Source organism: Streptomyces yangpuensis (genome assembly GCF_001005295.1).
In the GTDB taxonomy this organism is placed as follows: domain Bacteria; phylum Actinomycetota; class Actinomycetes; order Streptomycetales; family Streptomycetaceae; genus Streptomyces; species Streptomyces yangpuensis.
Window position 1 is genome coordinate 572,451 of sequence record NZ_LBMK01000001.1, and the last position, 18,140, is coordinate 590,590.

Genomic DNA, 18,140 nt, shown 5'->3' on the forward strand with positions numbered 1-18,140 from the left:
TGGGCGGCCAGGTGTAGGTGGGCCACTCGCTGACCAGACCGCTCATGGCCACATACAGCTGCCAGCACGGACCGTCCGTCGCGGCCAGGCTGGTGGTGCCACAGCAGCGCAGGGACATCTGCGCGCCGAAGATCTGCTTGTTCATGCCGCGCCGCCGGAAGACGGGAGGTGGGCGGCCTTGTTCTCCAGCGCGGTCCGGGCGGCGAGCACCCGCCGGCACGCCCGGCGGATCCGCTGCACGTCCACCTCGGTGGGCGTGCGGTCCAGCGTCATGATTTGCGCGTCGAGCAGGTCGCGTTCCGCCAGGATCAGCGGCAACTCGACCTCGATCGCCTCAAGCTCCGCGTCCGACGGCTCCAGGCCGTCGGACCACGGGGTAACAACGTCGTGAAGTGCAGCGATGGACTTCATGGGTCTTGCTCCTTCTGTGGAGGAACGGGACCGAACAGCAGCCCCGGTGTTCCAGCACCGGGGCTGCACTTCGTTGTGAAGCAGGAAGAACTCCGGCTCCCCTCAACCCCGCCCGTACGCCGCCGAAGCGGCGGACGAGCGGAGGAGGCAACCAGCCGCAGCCGTGTGACTGCGAAGTTGGTGATTCACGTGTCTCGCCTTCGGGAGCGCGCTCCCGTGGCAGGCGTGCGAGACGGTGACCTTTCGGTCTTGCCCTCCGGTTGACCAGGGATCCGGGACCCTCGGCCCGCTCTATCCCGGGCCCCTTGACCTCGACCGGCCACGAAGCAGGGCACGGCGAGGTCCGGCACTCCCCGGCCGGTGTAACCATTCGGCGAGCACGTCCCTAAGGTTCCCTAGGGTTCCCTGCGGTGTCAAGCAGTAAGCTAGGGAACCTCAGGGATGTCACGACGAGGAGCGAACGACATGGCAGGCCAGGCCGACAATCGGGCGCCTTACGCGAGGATTGCTGCCCACTACGCCGAGCTGATTGCGTCCGGTGAGCTGCAACCGGGCACCCTCATGCCGAGCATCAAGAACCTCTCGGAGGAGTGGCAGGTCAGCACGGCCACAGTGGAGAAGGCGCTGCGTAAGCTCCGCAATGACGGACTCATTCGGGGCATCCACGGCATCGGCACAGAGGTCTTGGACCCGCCTTCCCCCATGTCCTCCGGTTCTCAGCGACAGGACCGCGGGCGCCGTACGGGTTCCAGCTGGGGAGACGGCGAGCGCTCCGACTCGCACCAGGCCGCCGTGGTGCCGGCGCCCGCGGATGTGGCGCAGGCCTTGGATGTTCAGCCCGGCTCCGAAGTGGTCCGCCGTAGCCGCGTCTACCGGGACCGGCACGGCATCGTCGCGCACAGCACGTCGTGGATTCCCGCTCGCTACGCCCAGCTGATTCCGCAGCTGGCGGTGAGCGAACGGCTGACCGGGGGGACCTCGCTGCAGCTCATCTCGGAGGTGACCGGACATCCGATCAGCCACCGCATCGACACAGCGTCCGCTTCCCGCCTGACCCCTGAGTACATGGAACTCCTGGAGCTGGATCCCGACGACGCACCTGCGGACCCGGTTGTCGTCATGACCGCCAAGTTCGTCGACAGCGAGGGCAACGTCGTGGAGTACGGCGTAGACCTCGGTGGCCCCGGCCGGACATGGCGGACGGAATCCGAGGTCGTCGCATGAGCGGCGCGGACGAGACACAGGGGAACCCCACGCTGCCCTGCCGGCCGATCTGCGTCCTCATGGTGGGGCTTCCCGGCTCCGGGAAGACCACCCTGTCCCGCGCCCTCACCGACCGCGGTTTTGTGCGCCTGTGCCCGGACGAGGAGATGTTCCGCCGGCACGGCGTGTACGGGGTGGACTTTCCGCGAGGCATGTTTCCGACTCTTGAGCGCCCCGTCCTCGAAGACGTGGCCGTCGAGCTGACAGAGCACCTGAAAGCTGGTCACGACGTGGTGGTCGATCACGGCTTCTGGACGCCGGAGGAGCGAGCGAAGTGGCGCTCGATCGCCACCGACGCGGGGGCCATCCCTCTCGTCGTCTACCTCGCGGTGGACCATGACGAGCTGTGGGACCGGATCAGTAGGCGCAACGAGTTCCACGCGAACGACCCGAACGCTATCTACTTCTCGGAGAGCGACCTCCAGCGCTATCGCGCCCGGTTCTTCCCCCCTGAGGCCAACGAGCCGCACGTACAGTATGACGGCGATCCCGCAACCGTGATCGGTGCTCTAAAGAGCTTCCGCTGAGGCAGGTGGGGCCTGAAGTGCAGCCCGACCATCTCCGGAGGGTGGCGCGGTAGGACTTTCCCTACCCGACCAAGCACCCGGCTGCGCTCCGCTCCGCCGGGTGGGCTTCCCGGCTCCGCTCGGGGCGACGCTCCTACCTTCGGCCCGCTCCGCCCCCGCTGCGCCGACGCCCGCCCCTACGGCTGGGATAGGCCCAAGGGCATGAGTTGAGCCCCGACGGACCGTCGATTCCATCTTTCACCGACATGCCTCTGGCGGGGGCCTCAGGCTCCGGGATGGCGGTGCACCGTACGTGGGTGCCGGCCCGTGGATGGCTGGGGGGCGGGGAACTCCCATCCCGTCCGCCATCGGCCCAGGACAAGCCGAACAGGCACGGCACTGGGCGTCCATGTCGTTCGTACAGTGGCGCGCTCCACCTGGACGCCCGGTGCCGTGCCTGGCCCACATGCGTGTGGGCCGACGGCAGACGGGATGGGAGTTGGGAGGGTTGCGGCGGAGGTCACCGAAGCAGGGGTGGGGGCCAGGCAGGCCACATATCCTGCGGATGATGAAGTGGTGATCTCGCCCGTACCGACAAGGAGCTCACGAGTGATCGAAAGTGTCGCTGCAACCCTGTTGGCTGCGGCGGTCGTTTGGGTTGTCGTGGCTCTCCGGCGTTGGCTGAAGCGCGGTGATCCGCTAGTCGTCACGGGAGAGGTGATAGTTTCCAAGGCTTGGGAGCTCGCCTTGCCTACAGACGAAGCCTTGCCACAGCACGTGCCCCCTGACAAGCGCACGTACGTGCCTCTATATCGACTGCTTCGTCAACAGGGTGCCGCCGACTTCAAACGGACAACGGTCAAGCTCCTGGTCGAGAACCGCTCAGAGCAACCACTCACGATCACCTCAATCAAGGTTCACCGAGGAGAAGTTGGCGAGCCTTACAGCGCTGTTTGGGTTAGGTACCCACCAGCTGGCGCAGCAGGGGCGATCGTGTTGGACTTTCTGCTAGATGATGATCAGCCTGAAGCCTGGAGCGCCGCCTACGAGGACTCGATTGAGTATCTGGTCCGCACTGGCAGCCGTCCGTATTTTGATGATCACGTCATCACGCTTCCTCCTGGTGAGTCCCAATCGCTGCTGGTCACTGGTCGCGCCGAGAGCGTGCGATGCTCCTGGTGGTTGCAGATCGAAGTGGTCCAGGCGGGGAAGCGGAGAGTAGTTCCTGTAGTGCCAGAAGACGGCGTTCTCCTAACCTCCGGCACACCAGACGGAGGGTTCGGACGCCAACTGGAATGGGCCTGGTACGAGGGAGCGGACGCAAGCTTCGCCACACCGCCCTGGCTCACGTGACCGAGATCTGGTCAACAGCTCGCTACCCAGGGCAAGGCGCGTTGGCCGTACAGCAGCCCCGCACCGCAACCTCAGCAACCGCCCCTGCCAGCCACCGTCCTTCGGGGGCTTCAGAGCAGCTGGTATGACCGTCGACGACCGGTCTGGCTAGAGCTACAGATCACAAGGCTGGCCGGTGCGGGGAGGGGGGTCGGAACCCCGTCGGGATCCCGCGGCCTGAGCAGGATCGCGGACCCGCACCCGATGGATGCCATGGCAGCACTGAGCGCCCATTCGAGCCGCGGGGGGGCTCAGCGCTGCACATGCATTAGAGCCAGTAATACCGATCCTCAGCAATGTAGTCCGGCTCCTGCCATCCGGCATTCTTCGGATGGCCCTGCCAAAACATCCGGAGCAACGCGATGCTCTCGACTACGAGTGCCATGAGTTCGGCCTGATCTCGAATGAAGGTCTTGTTGGCGATGTTCTCGCGGACAGTATGGGCAGGCTTCTGGCGTGCTGCACGAATGTCACGCAGAGGCTTGAGCACACTGCGGCGCTCATCTTCCGGAATATTTTTCATTGCCAGGAGTCGGTCCAGTCGGTTAAGGCTTCCGATTGGCTGACCGTTCTCATCCTTCCGATCAACGCCGGCCGCATCAAAAGCAGCATGACGCAGATTTTCGGAAAGCAGCTTGTCCAGCTGATGAATGAACGCATCATACTCGGCCTGAGAGGGGCGGAGAACCCAGCCGAACTCACGCGGCCGTTCCACGGTCTTGAGTAGTGGCACACCAAACGCCTGTGCATGGAAATCATTCCAAGTCTCAAGCTCGAAAAAGAACCGCGCGAAGGGGCCAAGCCCATCGGGCCAATTTCCCATCTGGGCAGCCATCCAGACGGGGTGCGGCTTTACTTCCGGCTTCGCTGCGACCTCGTAGGTCCTCCATCGCTGCTGATGAGCAGGAGTCAGCTTGGACAGATCCCCCAGAAACGCGCAGACATAGCGAACAATCGGTTCGATACTGTCGCGCATGACAGTATTCTCATCGTAGGCAAAGCCGACATGGTGAATCGAGGTCTTATCGCTGGGATCTTCATCCTCATCCAGGTAGACCTCGGCCGAGATTGACGCCCTCACCCCAAAGTCATCAAAATCGAAGTGGAAGCGAGGATCATTACGGTAGCTCTCAAGAACGTCAAACCTGAAATAAGACAGGTCCAGCCTTCCGCGACCTTCAGCCAGTTGACGACGGTACGGCTCATCGCGGTAGAGCTGGGCTCCGAGGTGACCCTCCAGTGCCTTTGCGGTCGGATACAGGCAGATTGCCATATTCCCGGCGCCCGAGTTATTGATATCCTCCCGCTGCTGTTCGATCGGCCGACGGGTCGACCAGGGGCGAATGTGCGGATTCGGATAGTCCGCCTCGCTAACAACCTCAATCAGCCCAGCATCAAGTAGCCCAACAGCCTTGCGTCGGACGCCTTCCGGCTCCCCATAAAAGGAATATCCGTTGAAGTCGCCTGAACCAAGGTAGCGAGCAATGATCTCACCCAGAAGGTCTGCCATGTCGGGATAATATCAACGGCGGCCCGAAGACGGTGCCGCATTTTCCTCGCATGCGGGCGGACCAGAGGAGTCGGCGCCCGAGAATTGCGGCCGCGCCCCGCATCCGAGAGCCACGGCCTATGCGTGGACTGGCATGGTCGATCCAACGGACTCTGCACCCCTGACCTGGAGAAACGCGTGAGACGCACGGGGCCTCCGGAGCCGTGTGCCAGCAGTTGTGTTCTGACGGCAACCGCTGACGGCAACGGCTGCGCACACCGAGGGGTCGCGGCTGATCCTGACGCGGTGGTTGGAAAGCAGGCGGGCAGGCTATCCGATGTCGCCTTCCTGGCCTGGCGAGCTTACAAAGCAGATGTCGGCGGTTCGAAACCGTCCGCGCCCACCGTGCTTGACCAGGCATTTCTTGAGAACGGGCTTCCGGGAGACTCCCCAGGAGCCCGTTCGTCTTCACCGGGCGGCCTCGCCGGTCGAGGCTCTGCGCCCACCAGGTAGGTTTCCCCTGTGTCCACCTGTGTCAGAGCCGCCTTCGCCGGTCCCGCGGCCGTCCGGTCGAGCCGCCGGGTGTTTCCGGCGGTGCTGCTGGCCATGTCGGCGGTGCTGACTAGCTGTTCCAGCGCGGGAGCTCCCGACCGGTCGGCGGGGAGCTCGGCTGCGCGTGAAAGTCTTCCGGAGCAGAGCACGGCCCCTCCCGGCCCGACAGCGCCGGCCGTCTCGCCTGTTGCTCAGCGACTGATCCCGGAGCGGGGCAAGTACTTCGGCGTCAGCACGCTCGAGACGCCGTGGTCGCCCCAGGAGACGGACCTGGTGGCGCAGCGGGCGGGTGGGCGCCCGAACCTGCTGGAGTACTTCGCGAAGTGGACCGAGGACTACCGCCGGGACGCCGTCGACGCGACGTACCAGCAGGGCGCTGTCCCGCTGCTGACGTGGGAGCCCTGGGGCTCGGGCGCGGCCGGGACCGAGCAGCCGCAGTACGCGCTGGCGGAGATTTCCAACGGCCGCCACGACGCCTACATCAGGCGGTTCGCCCAGGACGTGAAGGCACACGGCCGGCCGATGATCCTGCGGTTCGCGCACGAGATGAACGGCACGTGGTTCCCGTGGGCGGAGCAGCGCAACGGGAACAGCGCCGGCGAGTACGTGAAGGCCTGGCGCCACGTCCACGACATCTTCACCGAGGCCGGCGTGCGCAACGTGGCCTGGCAGTGGAGCCCGAACATTCTGCGCACGGTGGAGAAGGTCCGTCTGCAGCCGTTGTACCCCGGCGACAAGTACGTCGACATCGTCGGCCTGAGCGGCTACCGCAAGCACGAGATGCGGGCTGCGGACGTCTTCGAACCGGCGCTCAAGGAGATCCGGGCGTTCACCCGGAGGCCTGTCCTGATCGCGGAGACCGGCGCTCGGCCCGGCGACGACAAGGCCCTGTGGATCGCGGACTTCTTCACCTGGCTGCGGGGGCGCCCCGACGTGATCGGCTTCGTGTGGTTCGAGCGGAGCATCGAGCAGGGGGGCAAGCAGGACTGGCGGTTCGCGGAGACCGCCGAGACGCAGAACGCCTTCCGCGGGGGGCTCGTCGGCCTGGAGCTCGCGGACGTTCCGGGCGGCGAGCCGATTCTGTCGGGCTGAGAGAGAGTCAGCCGGACTGCCCGGCGGTCGACACGAGGTCGATTCCGCTGAGTCCCGTCCTGAAGGACTGGGTCGTAGCCGGGTCGATGGAGAAGCGCCAGTCGGCGCCGCCGCCTTCGTTTTCACTGCGCTCGAACCAGATGAACCCGATGACGTCCGGCACCTTGTCGAGCCAGGTGAAGAAGTCCGCGGTCCAGGGTGCCTTGAGGGGGCCCGGCCGGGCCCCGGTCTCGGTGATGAGCACCGGGTGGGCGGCGAACTTGCGCAGGGCTTCCAGGGTGGGGTCGAACACCTGGGCGGCATTCTTCTCTTCTGCCGCGTAGCCCACCAGACCGACCCAGTCGACGTACTCCTTACCCGGGTACAGGGCCTGAAGGCTCACCTTCGGTACGGGGCGCAGGATGTTCGGACTCCACACCCAGATGACGTTGTCCGCTCCGGCGGCCTTGAAGAGCTCGTGGATGTGCTGCCATGCCTTGACGTAGTCGCCCGGCTTGTTGCCGCTGCGCTGCTCGGACCAGGGATACCAGTTGCCGTTCATCTCATGGGCGAAGCGCAGGGCGACGGGCCACTTGTGATCACCGACCCCCTTGGCGAAACGACTGATGTAGGCATCGTGCTCTCCCGCCGCGATGGACGCGAGGGAGTACGCGGGCTGGTCCAGCCCTGCCTTCGGGCCCGCCCAGGGTTCCCAGGAGAGTACGGGCAGCATGCCCTGCCGGTAGGAGGCGTCGACCGCCTCCGGCTCGAAGTCCTCCGTCCACTTGACGAAGTACTCGACCATGGTGGGGCGGGTGCCGGCTGCGGTGGCCACCTTGTCGATCTCCGAGGTGGACCACGGCGCTTCGAAGGTGCTGACGCCGAAGTGCTTGCCCTTCGGCGCGAGGAAGTCCGCGCGGTTCGGTATCGGCTTGTCGGTTGAGCCCGGCTTGAGTCGTTCGGTGATGCCCGGCTTGTTCTCCTGCTGTCCGAAACCCGCGAAGGCGGGGGTCGCGTTGGACTGCACCAGCAGGTAGACGCCGTAGCTGAGCCCGCAGAGCAGCACCAGATTGAAGGCCATCCACAGGCGAAGCCGGATGCCGGTACCGCGGTTCCACCAGCGCAGGCGCCTGCGGCGCCGGCTCTTGGTCCTGGCCCTAGACACTCATCATCACCGATCCGAACAGCAGGGCTCCGCCGAGGAGGTAGGGGATGACGACCAGGGGGCTGCGGGCGCTCTCACCGGCGAAGCTGTCGGCGCGTGTGCCCCAGCTCGCGTTGTGTGCCATACGGAAGAACCCCAGCAGTCGTACGGGCAGCAGAAGGAACGTGTTGATCAGCATGAAGACCGGGAGGAAGAACATGTCCTGAGGGCGGTAGGCGAAGTGCCTGCCGAACCTGACCGCCATGGAGAGGATGGACATGACGGCCGCGAGAGCCAGGATGAAGAGCAGTGCGTGCCAGGGCACTTCGGGCAGCGGCAGCTCATTGTAGATTCCGGGCCTGTCCCGCTGGAAGGCGGAGACGCCCCACGACGCGAACGTGCCGAGCAGGACGAACGGGACGAGGATGTCCGCCATGTAGAAGAGCCACAGGATCTTGGCGTGCCGGAGCATCCACCAGAACATGCGCATCGTGTTGTACTGCGAGCCGCGCGCCCAGCGGTACTGCTGCTTCGCCAGCTTCTTCAGTTCCAGAGGGGCGTCGGTGTACACGAGAGACGTGGACTGGTAGACGCACTTGTAGCCGGCCTTGAGCGTGTAGTTCGTCAGGGTCCGGTCGTCGCTCACCTCGAGGAAGACTCCCAGGAACTTCTCGCTCAGGAAGTCCTCCATGCATCTGTCGAGTATGTGCTTGCGGAACGCGATGGTGCGGCCGGGCAGGCAGCCGACGGTGCCCACGACGCTCATGGCGGGCAGAGAGTACTGGCACCGGACGCTCTCCAGCCAGTCCGCCCAGCGGGTCAGGACGGAACGGCCGGGGTCCAGGATGCGCTGGCGGGTGGTGACGCCGCCGACCTTGCGCTGGCGGAACGGCTTGATCAGCTCGGTCAGGGTGTCCTTGGTCCAGATGGTGTCCGAGTCGACGAGCACCGCGATCTCACCCGTGGCGTGTTCCAGGCCGACGCGCAGGGCGTTGCGCTTGCCGGGGATCTCGGTCCAGAGCCACATCACACCGACGTCGTTGCAGATCCGTTCGAGCTCGGGATTCCGTCGACCGTTGATCACGACGATGATCTCCGTCGGCCGCTGGTCGATGATGCGCCGGAGAACGGACCTGAACAGGTCCTCCGGCTCGTCGACCACCGGGATGATGACGGAAGTGGAGGCGTCGTAGCTCCGGGTCCAGGGCTTGTAGCGGCGGGCCAGGAAGATGCGAAGCACCCAGAGTGCCCAGATCATCGTCATGAAAACGGCGAACGGGTAGACGCTCCCGTGATTCCACCATTCTCTGATCTCAAGCAGAAACGCGAGCATGTGCCATCCCCGGAACCGGGCTGTCAGGCGCAGGGCGCGTGACCGCACATGTCCCGTCTGTGTGTAGAAAAAGTGAAGAGATTGCGACGGCTCTGGCGAGCGGGTTTTCTGGACTGGGTCAAGCTATGGGAGCTAACGAGTCTCCGAACTGTCTCAATTCGGTCATTACGGCTCAATGGTCTCGGCTGCGAGTCCCAATCGTTCCAGGAATGATGTCGAAAAGATGCCCGATCCGTTACAACCCTTCCGGGCCGCCGCTGTGGGGCGTCTGGTGAATTCGTGCGGGTTCTGCGGGTTTAAGGTGTTGATCCGAACAGTGGAACAACCGCACACAGGGCGGCTGACCGAGGGGGCCGCATGCCTTTCCGCGTCACAGTAATAGGCACCGGCTACCTCGGTGCCACACATGCGGCCTGCATGGCCGAGATCGGACACGAGGTGCTCGGGGTCGATGTCGACCCCGAGAGGGTCGCCGCACTGCAGGCCGGCCGGGCGCCCTTCTACGAGCCCGGCCTGGAGGCTCTCCTCGCCAAGCATGTGGCCGGCGGTCGCCTGCGGTTCACCACGTCCTACGAGGAAGCGGCCGCATTCGGCGACGTGCACTTCTCCTGCGTGGGAACGCCCCAGGTCAAGAACGGCTATGCGGCGGACATGCGTTACGTCGACGCGGTGATCGAGCAACTCGCGCCCCACCTGGAGCGGCCGTGCCTGGTGGTGGGCAAGTCGACCGTGCCGGTGGGTACGGCCTCTCGCCTCGCCGATCGGCTGACCGAACTCGCACCGGTCGGTGAACTCGCCGAGCTGGCCTGGAACCCGGAGTTCCTGCGCGAAGGCTTCGCGATCGAAGACACCCTGAGTCCCGACCGGCTGGTCTTCGGTGTACGGTCCGACGCGGCACGAACGACCCTCGAAGAGGTCTATCGGCCGGTGACCGACAAGGGGATCCCGGTCGTCGTCACCGACTTCCCGACCGCAGAGCTGGTCAAGACGTCCGCCAACGCCTTCCTGGCCACCAAGATTTCCTTCATCAACGCCATGGCAGAGGTCTGTGAGGCCGGCGGAGCCGACGTCGGCAAGCTTGCCGAGGCGCTCTCCCACGACGAACGCATCGGCGGCCGGTTCTTGCGCCCTGGTGTCGGATTCGGCGGGGGCTGCCTGCCCAAGGACATCCGCGCATTCATGGCCCGGGCCGGAGAGCTCGGTGTCGATCAGGCACTCACCTTCCTCCGGGAGGTGGACTCCATCAACATGCGCCGCCGCACGCGAACCGTCGAACTGGCGCGGGAACAGTGTGACGGGCAGTTCCTGGGCCGCCGGATTGCCGTGCTCGGCGCCGCGTTCAAGCCCGGCTCCGACGATGTGAGGGACTCACCCGCACTCAACGTGGCGGGTCGGATCCAGCTGATGGGGGGTGACGTCACGGTTTACGACCCCAAGGCCATGGACAATGCGCGCAAGTCCTTCCCGAGCCTCGGCTATGCCCTGAGCCTGGAGGACGCCCTGCAGGGAGCGCATCTCGTCCTTCTGCTGACCGAATGGGAAGAGTTCCGCCACCTGAATCCGGAGATGCTTCGCGATGTGGTCGCCGTACCACGGGTCGTCGACGGACGTGGAGTACTGGATCCCGCGCAGTGGCGTCAGGCCGGATGGACCTATCGGGCACTCGGCCGGCCGTGAAACACCCGGCGTCCGGGGACGGGGAGAAACGCGCTGATCGGCATTGCGGAAACTCGTGATGTGAACCTGAACAGGCCCTGGCGGCGTTGAAGTGGATTGTGTGCGTTCCGGGGAATTGCGTGACGTGACGCCCTTTCCCCTGACATGCGAAGACCCCCGGCCCGGTGGGGCGGGGGTCTTTCGGTCGGCTCAGGCGTTGGGGCGCTTGCCGTGGTTGGCCTTCTTCTTCTTGCGGGCCCGCTTCTTGTTGCCTCGCTTGGCCATGGTGACAGTCTCCCTACTCTCGGTGACCTTCATGACGCCGCCAGTCTAGGCCCGGGCCGCCGTGTTCGCATCAGCACCGGGAAGTCCCGCGGTCTTGGCCGCCGCCCCGGGGCGTGGGATCGTCGGAGGATGGGCGACTGGCTCGCGTGGGGCGCGGTGGCCGCGGCGGTGCTCGCGGCCGTGCTGGTACTGGTGGTCACGGAGCGCTCCCTGGGCGCGGGCTTCGAGCGGAAACGCGACGAGGAGCGGGAACGGCTGCTCGCGCACCTCACCGGAACGGCCGGGCCCGACGACGCCGCGGCACGGCCCACCCTCGCCGTGCCGGGCCCCCGGAAGTTCGAGGACGTCGGCGGCATCCGGACCCCGGACACACAGGCCCAACTCGGCGACCGCCGGGACGACTTCACCCCGATCCTCGTCGAGTACTACGCCTACGGGCTCACACAGGCGCGCAGCAGCTTCGGGACGAGCCAGCGGTTCGCGGGCGCCGGAGCGGCGATCCTGCTTCTCGGCATCGGGCTCGCCGTCCGGAAGGCCGAAGCCGGCGGGGAGCTGTACCTCGGCATCGTCACCAGCGCGACGGGCCTGGTCACGACACTGATCGGGCAGCTCTTCCACCGGCGGGCCGACATCGCCCTGCGGCACATGGCCGACCAGACCGCCGCGCTGCGCGACGACCGCCGGGCCGCCGAGACGACCCAGCAGGCCATCGGGCTGCTGGAGTCGGTTGACGACCCGGAGCTGAGGGCCCGCCTCCAGGCCGGCCTGATCATGAAGCTTTCCGGGGCCGAACTGCCCCGGTGAGCGGGATAGTGGAGATATGTGCCGATCGATCAAGACCCTGCGTCCGCCCGCCATCCCCGAGAAGGCCACCGAGGAGGAGATCCGGGCCGCCGCCCTGCAGTACGTACGGAAGGTGTCCGGCTTCCGGGTGCCCGCCGCGCACAACCGCGAGGTGTTCGACGCGGCGGTGGACGCCGTCGCCGAGGCCACCGCGGCCCTGCTCGACGGCGTCCACGTACGGGGGCAGGCCGCCCCGGCGTGATCCGCCGCCTATGCGGCGGCGCGGCGGCGCAGCACCCACACCCCGCCGACCAGGGCGCCCACGGCGAGGGTGCCGCCGACGGCGATCTGGGCCGGGCTCATCGAGCCGACGCTGCCGCCCGTTCCGCCGCGCGCGGCACCCGTGGTGACCTGGAGGGACACGGAGACGCGCTCGCCGCCCGGGCCGCCGCACTCGAAGGTGACCCGGTGCGTGCCGGGATTGGCGTTGGAGAAGACCGTGGCGTTGCCGAAGAGGTTGGTGGCTTCGAGGTTGCCGGGAGTCAGCCGAACCTCGCTGAACGCGGTCGACGTGACCCGGGCGGCCTTGGTGCCGCACCCGGTGATGTTCAGGGCGACCCGGCCGCCCGGGGCGGCCGCGGTGGGGGAGACGCTGGCGGACGGAGCCGCGTGGGCGAGCGTGACGGGTGTGGCGGCGGCGACGATGAGGGCGGCGGCCGCGGCGGTCATCAGACGGCGCGGAGCGGCGGACCGCGGACGGGGCGCGGTGGCCGGCGGCTGGGCGAGCGACGTGGCGGGCATGGAGAGAACTCCTCGGCTCCTCGAAACGGCGCGACCGGGCCACGGATGTGACGCGGATTCGGTTGCGCACCGTTCTCCGGACGCTAGGAGCCCGGGCCGGAGGCGGCGATCCGGGCCGGGTGAACGGGTGAGCCACTGCTCCGCCCGGGGGATCCCGCCCCCGGATCAGGCGCTCGCCCCGGGGCGTGTCCGCCCGCCCGACCGGACCGCACGTCGCCTTCCTGTGCCCCCTACGACCGTCTGCGTCCCCTTACGCCGCCGGGGACGCGGCCGGCGCCGAGGGCGGGCGGCGTACGAGGAAGGCCGCCAGCGCGCCCGCGGCGAACAGGGCGACGATCGACACCGCCGTGCCCAGCCACTGCGTACCCAGCCACTGGGTGCCGAAATAGCCGAGAGCCACGCTGTAGCCGGCCCACGCCATGCCCGCCAGGACCGACCACGGCAGGAACTCCGTCACCTTGCGCTGGGTCTTGCCCGCACCCAGGGACACCACGCTTCGCCCCGCCGGGGCGAAGCGCGCGATCACCACCAGGGCCCCGCCACCGCGTGCGAGGGCCGCGCCCAGGCGCTCCTGGGCGCGCGTCAGCCGACGCGAGCGGGCGATGGCGCGGTCCAGCCTGGCCCCACCACGCCGGCCCAGCCGGTACGCGGCCATGTCACCCAGCACCGACGCCGTCGTCGCGATCACGAGCAGCAGCAGGATGTCCGGCACCTGCTCCGGCCCCGGGACCGGCACGGGACCCGCCGCACCTGCGGCCGCCGCGGCCGCCGCAGCGGTGATCACCAGCACCCCGCTCGGCAGCACCGGGAGGAAGACGTCGAGCACGATGGACAGCGCCACCAGGGCGTAGATCCATGGGCTCGCGGTCAGCGACCCCAGAGTCTCAAACAAAGCGGGACTCCCCAGTCCGGTTGACGTGCTGCGGCATGAAGCGCCGCGACGTCGCGGGGGAGCGGCAGGGGCGGCTGACAGCCATACAGCGTACGCCCGGCACTCCCGCCCCGGGTGCCCGGGGCGCATCGCGCACCACCACCGTGTCAACTCCGCCGCCACCCAACCGGCCCCGCACTCACCGCGCCTGCCGGAGGCGGCTATTGCGCCGCTGTGAGCTCCCGTTCCAGCACCGTCACCAGCCGGGCCCTCTGACGCCTCTTGCGCGCCTGGTCCAGCCGCAGCCGCGCCGTCCGCCCGGACAACGCCAGGGTCATCAGCTGGTTCCCGAACCACGGACCGCCCGTACGCCGCCAGTTCAGCGGCGGCCGCCCCGTCCGCCCGTGCAGCGAGAAGCCACGCCCCAGCCACCGGCCCGTCCGTGACCAGCCCAGCCGGAACCCCCACTTCACCACGGTATGGATTGAATTGTGGACCGGTGAGCACGTCAGCTGGAATATGCGGGATGTGCTCGGTATTCGAGGCTCGGCCACATACGCGTGGTGCACGTCCCCGGAGAGCACGCACACCGTCGCCGGTGCCCGGGGCCCCGTCCCGACCTCCTCGATCAGATCCGTCAGCGCCGCGAACGACGCCGGGAACGCCGCCCAGTGCTCCAGATCGCTGCGCCGCCGCAGATCCTCACCGATCCTGGCCCACCGCGGCCCGCGCTCACCGCGGCACAGCGCCGCATTCCACGTCTCCGCGTCGTGGATCAGCGGCGGCATCAGCCAGGGCAGCGAGGACCCGATGAGCAGGTGGTCGTAGTTCCCGTGCCCGGCCAGCGCGTTCTCCCGCAGCCACTGCTGCTCCGCCGGATCGAGCATCGCCCGCCCGTCCTCGGCCAGCACCCGCGCGGCCCGCGTGTCCACCATCAGCAGTCTGGTCCGCCCGAAGTCGCGCCGGTAGCTCCAGCGCACCGAGGCCGGATCGGCGTCCGCCGCGGACGCGAAGGCCCGTAGCGCGTCGGTGCCGTCCTTGTCCTCGCGGACCGCTCCGTACAGCCCGTCGGCCGCCAGCTCGGCGGGCGAGAGATTGCCCAGGTGCTGGTACACCCAGTACGACATCAGGCCGCTGAGCACGCGCTCCCGCCACCACGGGGTCGCCCGCATCTCGGCGAGCCACGCCGCGCTCGTGTTCCAGTCGTCGATGACGTCGTGGTCGTCGAACATCTGCAGGCTCGGCACCGTCGACAGCAGCCAGCGGATCTCCGGGTCGAGCCACGACTCGTAGTAGAGCCGGGTGTACTCCTCGTAGTCCGCGACCTGGGCGCCGGGCGCATCCCGCAGATCCCGGCGGGCGGCGAGCCACTGCCGGGTCTCCTGCGACAGGGCATCCGCATACACCTGGTCGCCGAGCAGCAGCAGGAGCTCCGGGCGCTCCGCCTCCGGGTCGGCGGCCAGCTGCGCCGCGAGGGTGTCGAGCGCGTCCGCGCCGTGCGGCCCGCGCCGGCCGGCGGGCGGCGCGGCCTGCCGGCAGGACCCGAAGGTGACGCGCAGCCCGGGCTCGGGCCGGCCCGGGCCCGCCACGGCCGGAGTGGTGATCGTGCTCGGCGGGAAGCCGCTGTCGGGCAGCGGCCACACCTGCCGTCCGTCGAGCAGTACCTCATACGCCGTCGTGGCGCCCGGGGTCAGGCCGGTCACCGTCACCAGCGCGTAATGGTGTCCGGCTATCTGGAAGGTCCGCGTGCTGCCGCCGGCCCCGTCCGCGCACCGCACCTCGGCCGTGCACGGGCGGTCCGCCTCGACCCATATGGTGGCCGCTCCGCCCGTCTCCCAGTCGACGTGACGCAGCAGCGGACCCAGACGCAATCCGGCCATGCAACTCCCCCTCCTCCGTATCCCCTGCGATCACGGTACGACGGGGAGGGGGAGCGACGCCTCCCCCTGACGGGGGAAAGATCGACCGGCGGGGCGGGCGGCGGCGCGCCGGCGGCAGACGACCGATCGGTCCGCAGCCGGTCCGCAGCCGGTCGGCAGTCCGTCCGCAGTCGGTCAGCAGCCGTTCAGGACGTTGACCAGGGCTGTCTTCTCGCCCGAGTCCATGCTCAGGCCCCAGTACTGCTTCACGTTGACCCACATGCGCGCGTACGTACAGCGGTAGGCCGTCCGCGGGGGCAGCCACTTGCCGGGGTCGAGGTCGCCCTTGGCCTGGTTGACGTTGTCGGTGACCGCGATGAGCTGGGGGCGGGTGAGGTCGTTGGCGAACTGCTGGCGCTTGGACGTGGTCCAGGAGGAGGCGCCGGACCGCCAGGCCTCGGCGAGCGGCACGACGTGGTCGATGTCGATGTCGGAGGCGGCCGTCCAGGTGGCGCCGTCGTACTCCGAGTACCAGCGGCCGCTCACCGCGGCGCAGGAGGAGTCCTGGACGACGTTCACCCCGTCGCGCTTCAGCACGGTCTCGCGGGTGTTGCAGGTGCCGGAGACGATGCTCCAGTGCGGGAAGAGGTCGCGGCTGTAGCCGCTGGTGGATCCTTCCGTCTTCGGCGTGACCGTCGCCAGGTAGGCGCGGGCGGCCGAGGCGCTCATGGGGGTGGGCGGGGCGGCCTGGGCGGCCGGTGCGTTGAGGAGGGAGGTGAGCGCGGCCAGCGCAGCGGCTGACGCGAGCACGCCAACTCGACGCGCGTAGACGTTGGGTATGAGTGCCATGAGGGCTCCCTGGGTGCGGGGGGTGCGGCCGTGTCGCCCCGGCGGGGCTCGGCCATGCTGGCGCCATCGGGTTGCGAGGGGATGGGCGCCAGATGACAGCCTGGCGACATGGGCACGTCACATCAAGCCACGCAAGGCCCCCGATTTAAATGGAAGTTGAGATTCCGAGGCTGGCGGGCGGTCGCTCCGGAGGAACGGCCCGGGACGAGGCCGGGCAGGCCGGGACCAAAGGCCCATGACGGCCGGCCGTCGGCGTCGCGTACCCTGTTCGGAGCAGAAGGGGAGTAGCTCTTCGCCGGACCGTCGACATACTGCTGGGTCACCCAGCCGGCGCCCGGAGGCAGGCCGCGAGCAGCGGCCGGCCAGCGAGACCTTCGGCCGCAGTGTCCTGTCCCGGCGTGGGCGCGTTCCGTACGCGCACGCGCGAGCCAGGGTGCCGCCGAGCCGAAGCGACCCCTGACACACCCCAGGTCTCTCGGTACCGACGGCGTCCTGCCCGACCGATTGAGGTTCCACCTCCGTGTTCAGCTTCAGCATCACGGCGATCGCCTTCGGCGTCGTCTTCCTTGCCGAACTCCCCGACAAGACGGCCCTCGCCGGCCTGATGCTCGGCACCCGCTACCGCGCCTCCTACGTCTTCGCGGGCGTCGCCGCCGCCTTCGCCGTACACGTCGCCCTCGCCATCGCGGCCGGCAGCGTCCTCACCCTCCTCCCGCACCGCCTCGTCCAGGCCGTCGTCGGCGTCCTCTTCCTCGTGGGCGCGGCCATGCTGCTGCTGAAGAAGGACGACGGGGACGAGGAGATCAAGCCGCCCGCCGACCAGTCCTTCTGGAAGGTCTCCGGGGCCGGCTTCATGCTGATCCTGGTGGCTGAGTTCGGTGACCTGACCCAGATCATGACCGCCAACCTGGCGGCCCGGTACGACAACCCCGTCTCCGTCGGCATCGGTGCCGTGCTGGCCCTGTGGGCGGTCGCGGGCATCGGCATCCTGGGCGGCCGCACCCTGATGAAGTACGTACCGCTGCGGCTGATCACCAAGATCGCGGCCGCCGTGATGGCGGCACTGGCCGTGTTCTCCCTGTACGAGGCGATCGCAGGCTGACCGCGCCGCGCCGCGCCGGGCTGGGCCGCGCCGCGCCGGGCTGGGCCGCGCTGGGCCGCGCTGGGCCGGGCTGGGCCGGGGCGCGGCGCGGCGCGGTGCCTGGCCGGTCCGGTCGCGGGGGCGGAAACTCCGTTGCGGAGGGCGCGCCCCGGGGGCACGCTCTGCGCGTGATCGACTCGACCTCCGCCACCGGCTCCGGCCCCGGATCTGGTGCCGCGCCTGCCCCGGACCGCCGTTTCGGCTGGTCCAACATGTTCGTCCACCCCGACGAGGACACCCGTACCGACGGCGGCTTCCGGGGCGAGCGCGACGTACTCGCCGGCTACCTCCGCGACCAGCGGCTCACCCTGGAGCTCAAGTGCGCGGGCCTCGACGCAGAGGACCTGGCGCGGCGCTCGGTGGCGCCGTCCGACCTCTCCCTGCTGGGGCTCGTACGCCACCTCGCGGGGGTGGAGCAGTACTGGTTCCGGCAGGTCATGGCGGGCCAGGACGTACGCCGCCACTACCGGACGGAGGAGGAACCCGCCGGGGAGTTCACCGGCGCGGTGGCCGACCCGGAACTGGTCGCCGACGCATGGACGACCTGGCGGGCCGAGGTCGCCTTCGCGGAACAGCTCGTCGCGCGGGCTCCCGGGATGGACGTCACGGGCGACTGCGGCGGTGAGCCGATGGAACTCCGCGAGGTGCTCGTCCACATGATCGAGGAGTACGCCCGCCACAACGGCCACGCGGACTTCCTGCGGGAGCGCATCGACGGGCGCGTGGGGCAGTAG

General features: G+C 68.3%; 18 protein-coding genes and 1 pseudogene. 9 read left to right on the forward strand and 10 right to left on the reverse strand.

All coding sequences use genetic code 11. The features are described 5' to 3' along the window. Together AAT21_RS39615 and AAT21_RS02550 are read right to left on the reverse strand one after the other, a co-directional pair. A pseudogene (locus AAT21_RS39615) lies at nucleotides 1-145 on the reverse strand (DUF6303 family protein); the annotation flags it as partial. Continuing rightward, the gene (locus AAT21_RS02550) at nucleotides 142-411 is read right to left on the reverse strand and encodes a DUF6284 family protein (RefSeq protein ID WP_046775041.1); all 270 of its coding nucleotides are present in this window, start codon (nucleotides 409-411) and stop codon (nucleotides 142-144) included. The pseudogene AAT21_RS39615 and the gene AAT21_RS02550, both read right to left, overlap by 4 nt. Before the next feature lie 465 nt (nucleotides 412-876). On the opposite strand from AAT21_RS02550, the gene AAT21_RS02555 reads away from it, so the two are divergent. From AAT21_RS02555 to AAT21_RS35090, 3 genes are all read left to right on the forward strand, one after another. Then, a complete protein-coding gene (locus tag AAT21_RS02555; RefSeq protein ID WP_046775042.1) occupies nucleotides 877-1,635 on the forward strand; it encodes a GntR family transcriptional regulator in 759 nt (252 codons plus the stop codon). Next, the gene (locus AAT21_RS02560; protein WP_079025394.1) at nucleotides 1,632-2,201 is read left to right on the forward strand and encodes an AAA family ATPase; all 570 of its coding nucleotides are present in this window, start codon (nucleotides 1,632-1,634) and stop codon (nucleotides 2,199-2,201) included. The genes AAT21_RS02555 and AAT21_RS02560 overlap by 4 nt, the downstream gene beginning before the upstream one ends. A gap of 588 nt (nucleotides 2,202-2,789) precedes the next feature. Beyond that, on the forward strand, nucleotides 2,790-3,533 hold the full coding sequence (locus AAT21_RS35090; protein WP_235438647.1) for a hypothetical protein: 744 nt from the start codon (nucleotides 2,790-2,792) through the stop codon (nucleotides 3,531-3,533). 307 nt (nucleotides 3,534-3,840) lie between these two features. Here the strand turns inward: AAT21_RS35090 and AAT21_RS37315 are convergent, their stop codons facing one another. Beyond that, nucleotides 3,841-5,082 carry a hypothetical protein gene (locus AAT21_RS37315; protein ID WP_157879609.1) on the reverse strand — a complete coding sequence of 414 codons (1,242 nt, stop codon included), beginning with the start codon at nucleotides 5,080-5,082 and terminating at the stop codon, nucleotides 3,841-3,843. Between the two features lie 804 nt (nucleotides 5,083-5,886). Between AAT21_RS37315 and AAT21_RS02570 the strand changes: the two genes are divergently transcribed. Continuing rightward, nucleotides 5,887-6,705, forward strand: coding sequence for a glycoside hydrolase family 26 protein (locus tag AAT21_RS02570; protein WP_235438648.1), 819 nt, complete (start codon nucleotides 5,887-5,889; stop codon nucleotides 6,703-6,705). Between the two features lie 7 nt (nucleotides 6,706-6,712). Here AAT21_RS02570 and AAT21_RS02575 read toward each other — a convergent pair whose 3' ends face one another. Next, nucleotides 6,713-7,849, reverse strand: a complete 1,137-nt coding sequence (locus AAT21_RS02575) for a glycoside hydrolase family 26 protein (protein ID WP_235438649.1) — start codon at nucleotides 7,847-7,849, stop codon at nucleotides 6,713-6,715. Next, complete coding sequence (locus tag AAT21_RS02580) at nucleotides 7,842-9,086, reverse strand: glycosyltransferase family 2 protein (RefSeq protein WP_235438650.1); 1,245 nt, start codon at nucleotides 9,084-9,086, stop codon at nucleotides 7,842-7,844. Before AAT21_RS02580 ends, AAT21_RS02575 begins: the two co-directional genes overlap by 8 nt. A gap of 432 nt (nucleotides 9,087-9,518) precedes the next feature. Here AAT21_RS02580 and AAT21_RS02585 point away from each other — a divergent pair, with 432 nt between their 5' ends. Next, a complete protein-coding gene (locus tag AAT21_RS02585) occupies nucleotides 9,519-10,838 on the forward strand; it encodes a UDP-glucose dehydrogenase family protein (RefSeq protein WP_046775047.1) in 1,320 nt (439 codons plus the stop codon). 189 nt (nucleotides 10,839-11,027) lie between these two features. Here AAT21_RS02585 and AAT21_RS39950 read toward each other — a convergent pair whose 3' ends face one another. Further along, a complete protein-coding gene (locus AAT21_RS39950; protein WP_099895366.1) occupies nucleotides 11,028-11,102 on the reverse strand; it encodes a 50S ribosomal protein bL37 in 75 nt (24 codons plus the stop codon). A 129-nt stretch (nucleotides 11,103-11,231) separates the two neighbouring features. Between AAT21_RS39950 and AAT21_RS02595 the strand changes: the two genes are divergently transcribed. Next, nucleotides 11,232-11,906, forward strand: coding sequence for a TRADD-N-associated membrane domain-containing protein (locus AAT21_RS02595; protein WP_235438651.1), 675 nt, complete (start codon nucleotides 11,232-11,234; stop codon nucleotides 11,904-11,906). Nucleotides 11,907-11,922: 16 nt separating this feature from the next. Beyond that, nucleotides 11,923-12,147, forward strand: coding sequence for a DUF2277 domain-containing protein (locus AAT21_RS02600; protein WP_046775049.1), 225 nt, complete (start codon nucleotides 11,923-11,925; stop codon nucleotides 12,145-12,147). 8 nt (nucleotides 12,148-12,155) lie between these two features. On the opposite strand, the gene AAT21_RS02605 is transcribed toward AAT21_RS02600, so the two are convergent. The 4 genes from AAT21_RS02605 to AAT21_RS02620 all read right to left on the reverse strand — a co-directional run bounded on the left by AAT21_RS02605 (nucleotide 12,156) and on the right by AAT21_RS02620 (nucleotide 16,256). Further along, on the reverse strand, nucleotides 12,156-12,686 hold the full coding sequence (locus tag AAT21_RS02605; protein ID WP_235438652.1) for a hypothetical protein: 531 nt from the start codon (nucleotides 12,684-12,686) through the stop codon (nucleotides 12,156-12,158). Between the two features lie 250 nt (nucleotides 12,687-12,936). Next, complete coding sequence (locus AAT21_RS02610) at nucleotides 12,937-13,578, reverse strand: DedA family protein (protein ID WP_079025395.1); 642 nt, start codon at nucleotides 13,576-13,578, stop codon at nucleotides 12,937-12,939. Nucleotides 13,579-13,778: 200 nt separating this feature from the next. Next, a complete protein-coding gene (locus AAT21_RS02615) occupies nucleotides 13,779-15,437 on the reverse strand; it encodes an alkaline phosphatase D family protein (RefSeq protein WP_046775050.1) in 1,659 nt (552 codons plus the stop codon). Between the two features lie 174 nt (nucleotides 15,438-15,611). Further along, nucleotides 15,612-16,256: an HNH endonuclease family protein gene (locus tag AAT21_RS02620; RefSeq protein ID WP_107081206.1), complete on the reverse strand. Its 645-nt coding sequence runs from the start codon at nucleotides 16,254-16,256 to the stop codon at nucleotides 15,612-15,614. Nucleotides 16,257-16,785: 529 nt separating this feature from the next. Between AAT21_RS02620 and AAT21_RS02625 the strand changes: the two genes are divergently transcribed. Further along, entirely contained in the window at nucleotides 16,786-17,367 is a 582-nt protein-coding gene (locus AAT21_RS02625) for a TMEM165/GDT1 family protein (protein ID WP_046775052.1), read from the forward strand. Between the two features lie 251 nt (nucleotides 17,368-17,618). Next, a complete protein-coding gene (locus tag AAT21_RS02630; RefSeq protein ID WP_079025446.1) occupies nucleotides 17,619-18,140 on the forward strand; it encodes a DinB family protein in 522 nt (173 codons plus the stop codon).

What these genes read in the sequence shown, in the direction of transcription:
- AAT21_RS02550 (WP_046775041.1), bottom strand. Translation starts at nt 411, where the DNA reads ATGAAGTCCATCGCTGCACTTCACGACGTTGTTACCCCGTGGTCCGAC.
- AAT21_RS02555 (WP_046775042.1), top strand. Translation starts at nt 877, where the DNA reads ATGGCAGGCCAGGCCGACAATCGGGCGCCTTACGCGAGGATTGCTGCC.
- AAT21_RS02560 (WP_079025394.1), top strand. Translation starts at nt 1,632, where the DNA reads ATGAGCGGCGCGGACGAGACACAGGGGAACCCCACGCTGCCCTGCCGG.
- AAT21_RS37315 (WP_157879609.1), bottom strand. Translation starts at nt 5,082, where the DNA reads ATGGCAGACCTTCTGGGTGAGATCATTGCTCGCTACCTTGGTTCAGGC.
- AAT21_RS02580 (WP_235438650.1), bottom strand. Translation starts at nt 9,086, where the DNA reads ATGATCTGGGCACTCTGGGTGCTTCGCATCTTCCTGGCCCGCCGCTAC.
- AAT21_RS02585 (WP_046775047.1), top strand. Translation starts at nt 9,519, where the DNA reads ATGCCTTTCCGCGTCACAGTAATAGGCACCGGCTACCTCGGTGCCACA.
- AAT21_RS02595 (WP_235438651.1), top strand. Translation starts at nt 11,232, where the DNA reads ATGGGCGACTGGCTCGCGTGGGGCGCGGTGGCCGCGGCGGTGCTCGCG.
- AAT21_RS02600 (WP_046775049.1), top strand. Translation starts at nt 11,923, where the DNA reads ATGTGCCGATCGATCAAGACCCTGCGTCCGCCCGCCATCCCCGAGAAG.
- AAT21_RS02605 (WP_235438652.1), bottom strand. Translation starts at nt 12,686, where the DNA reads ATGCCCGCCACGTCGCTCGCCCAGCCGCCGGCCACCGCGCCCCGTCCG.
- AAT21_RS02615 (WP_046775050.1), bottom strand. Translation starts at nt 15,437, where the DNA reads ATGGCCGGATTGCGTCTGGGTCCGCTGCTGCGTCACGTCGACTGGGAG.
- AAT21_RS02630 (WP_079025446.1), top strand. Translation starts at nt 17,619, where the DNA reads ATGTTCGTCCACCCCGACGAGGACACCCGTACCGACGGCGGCTTCCGG.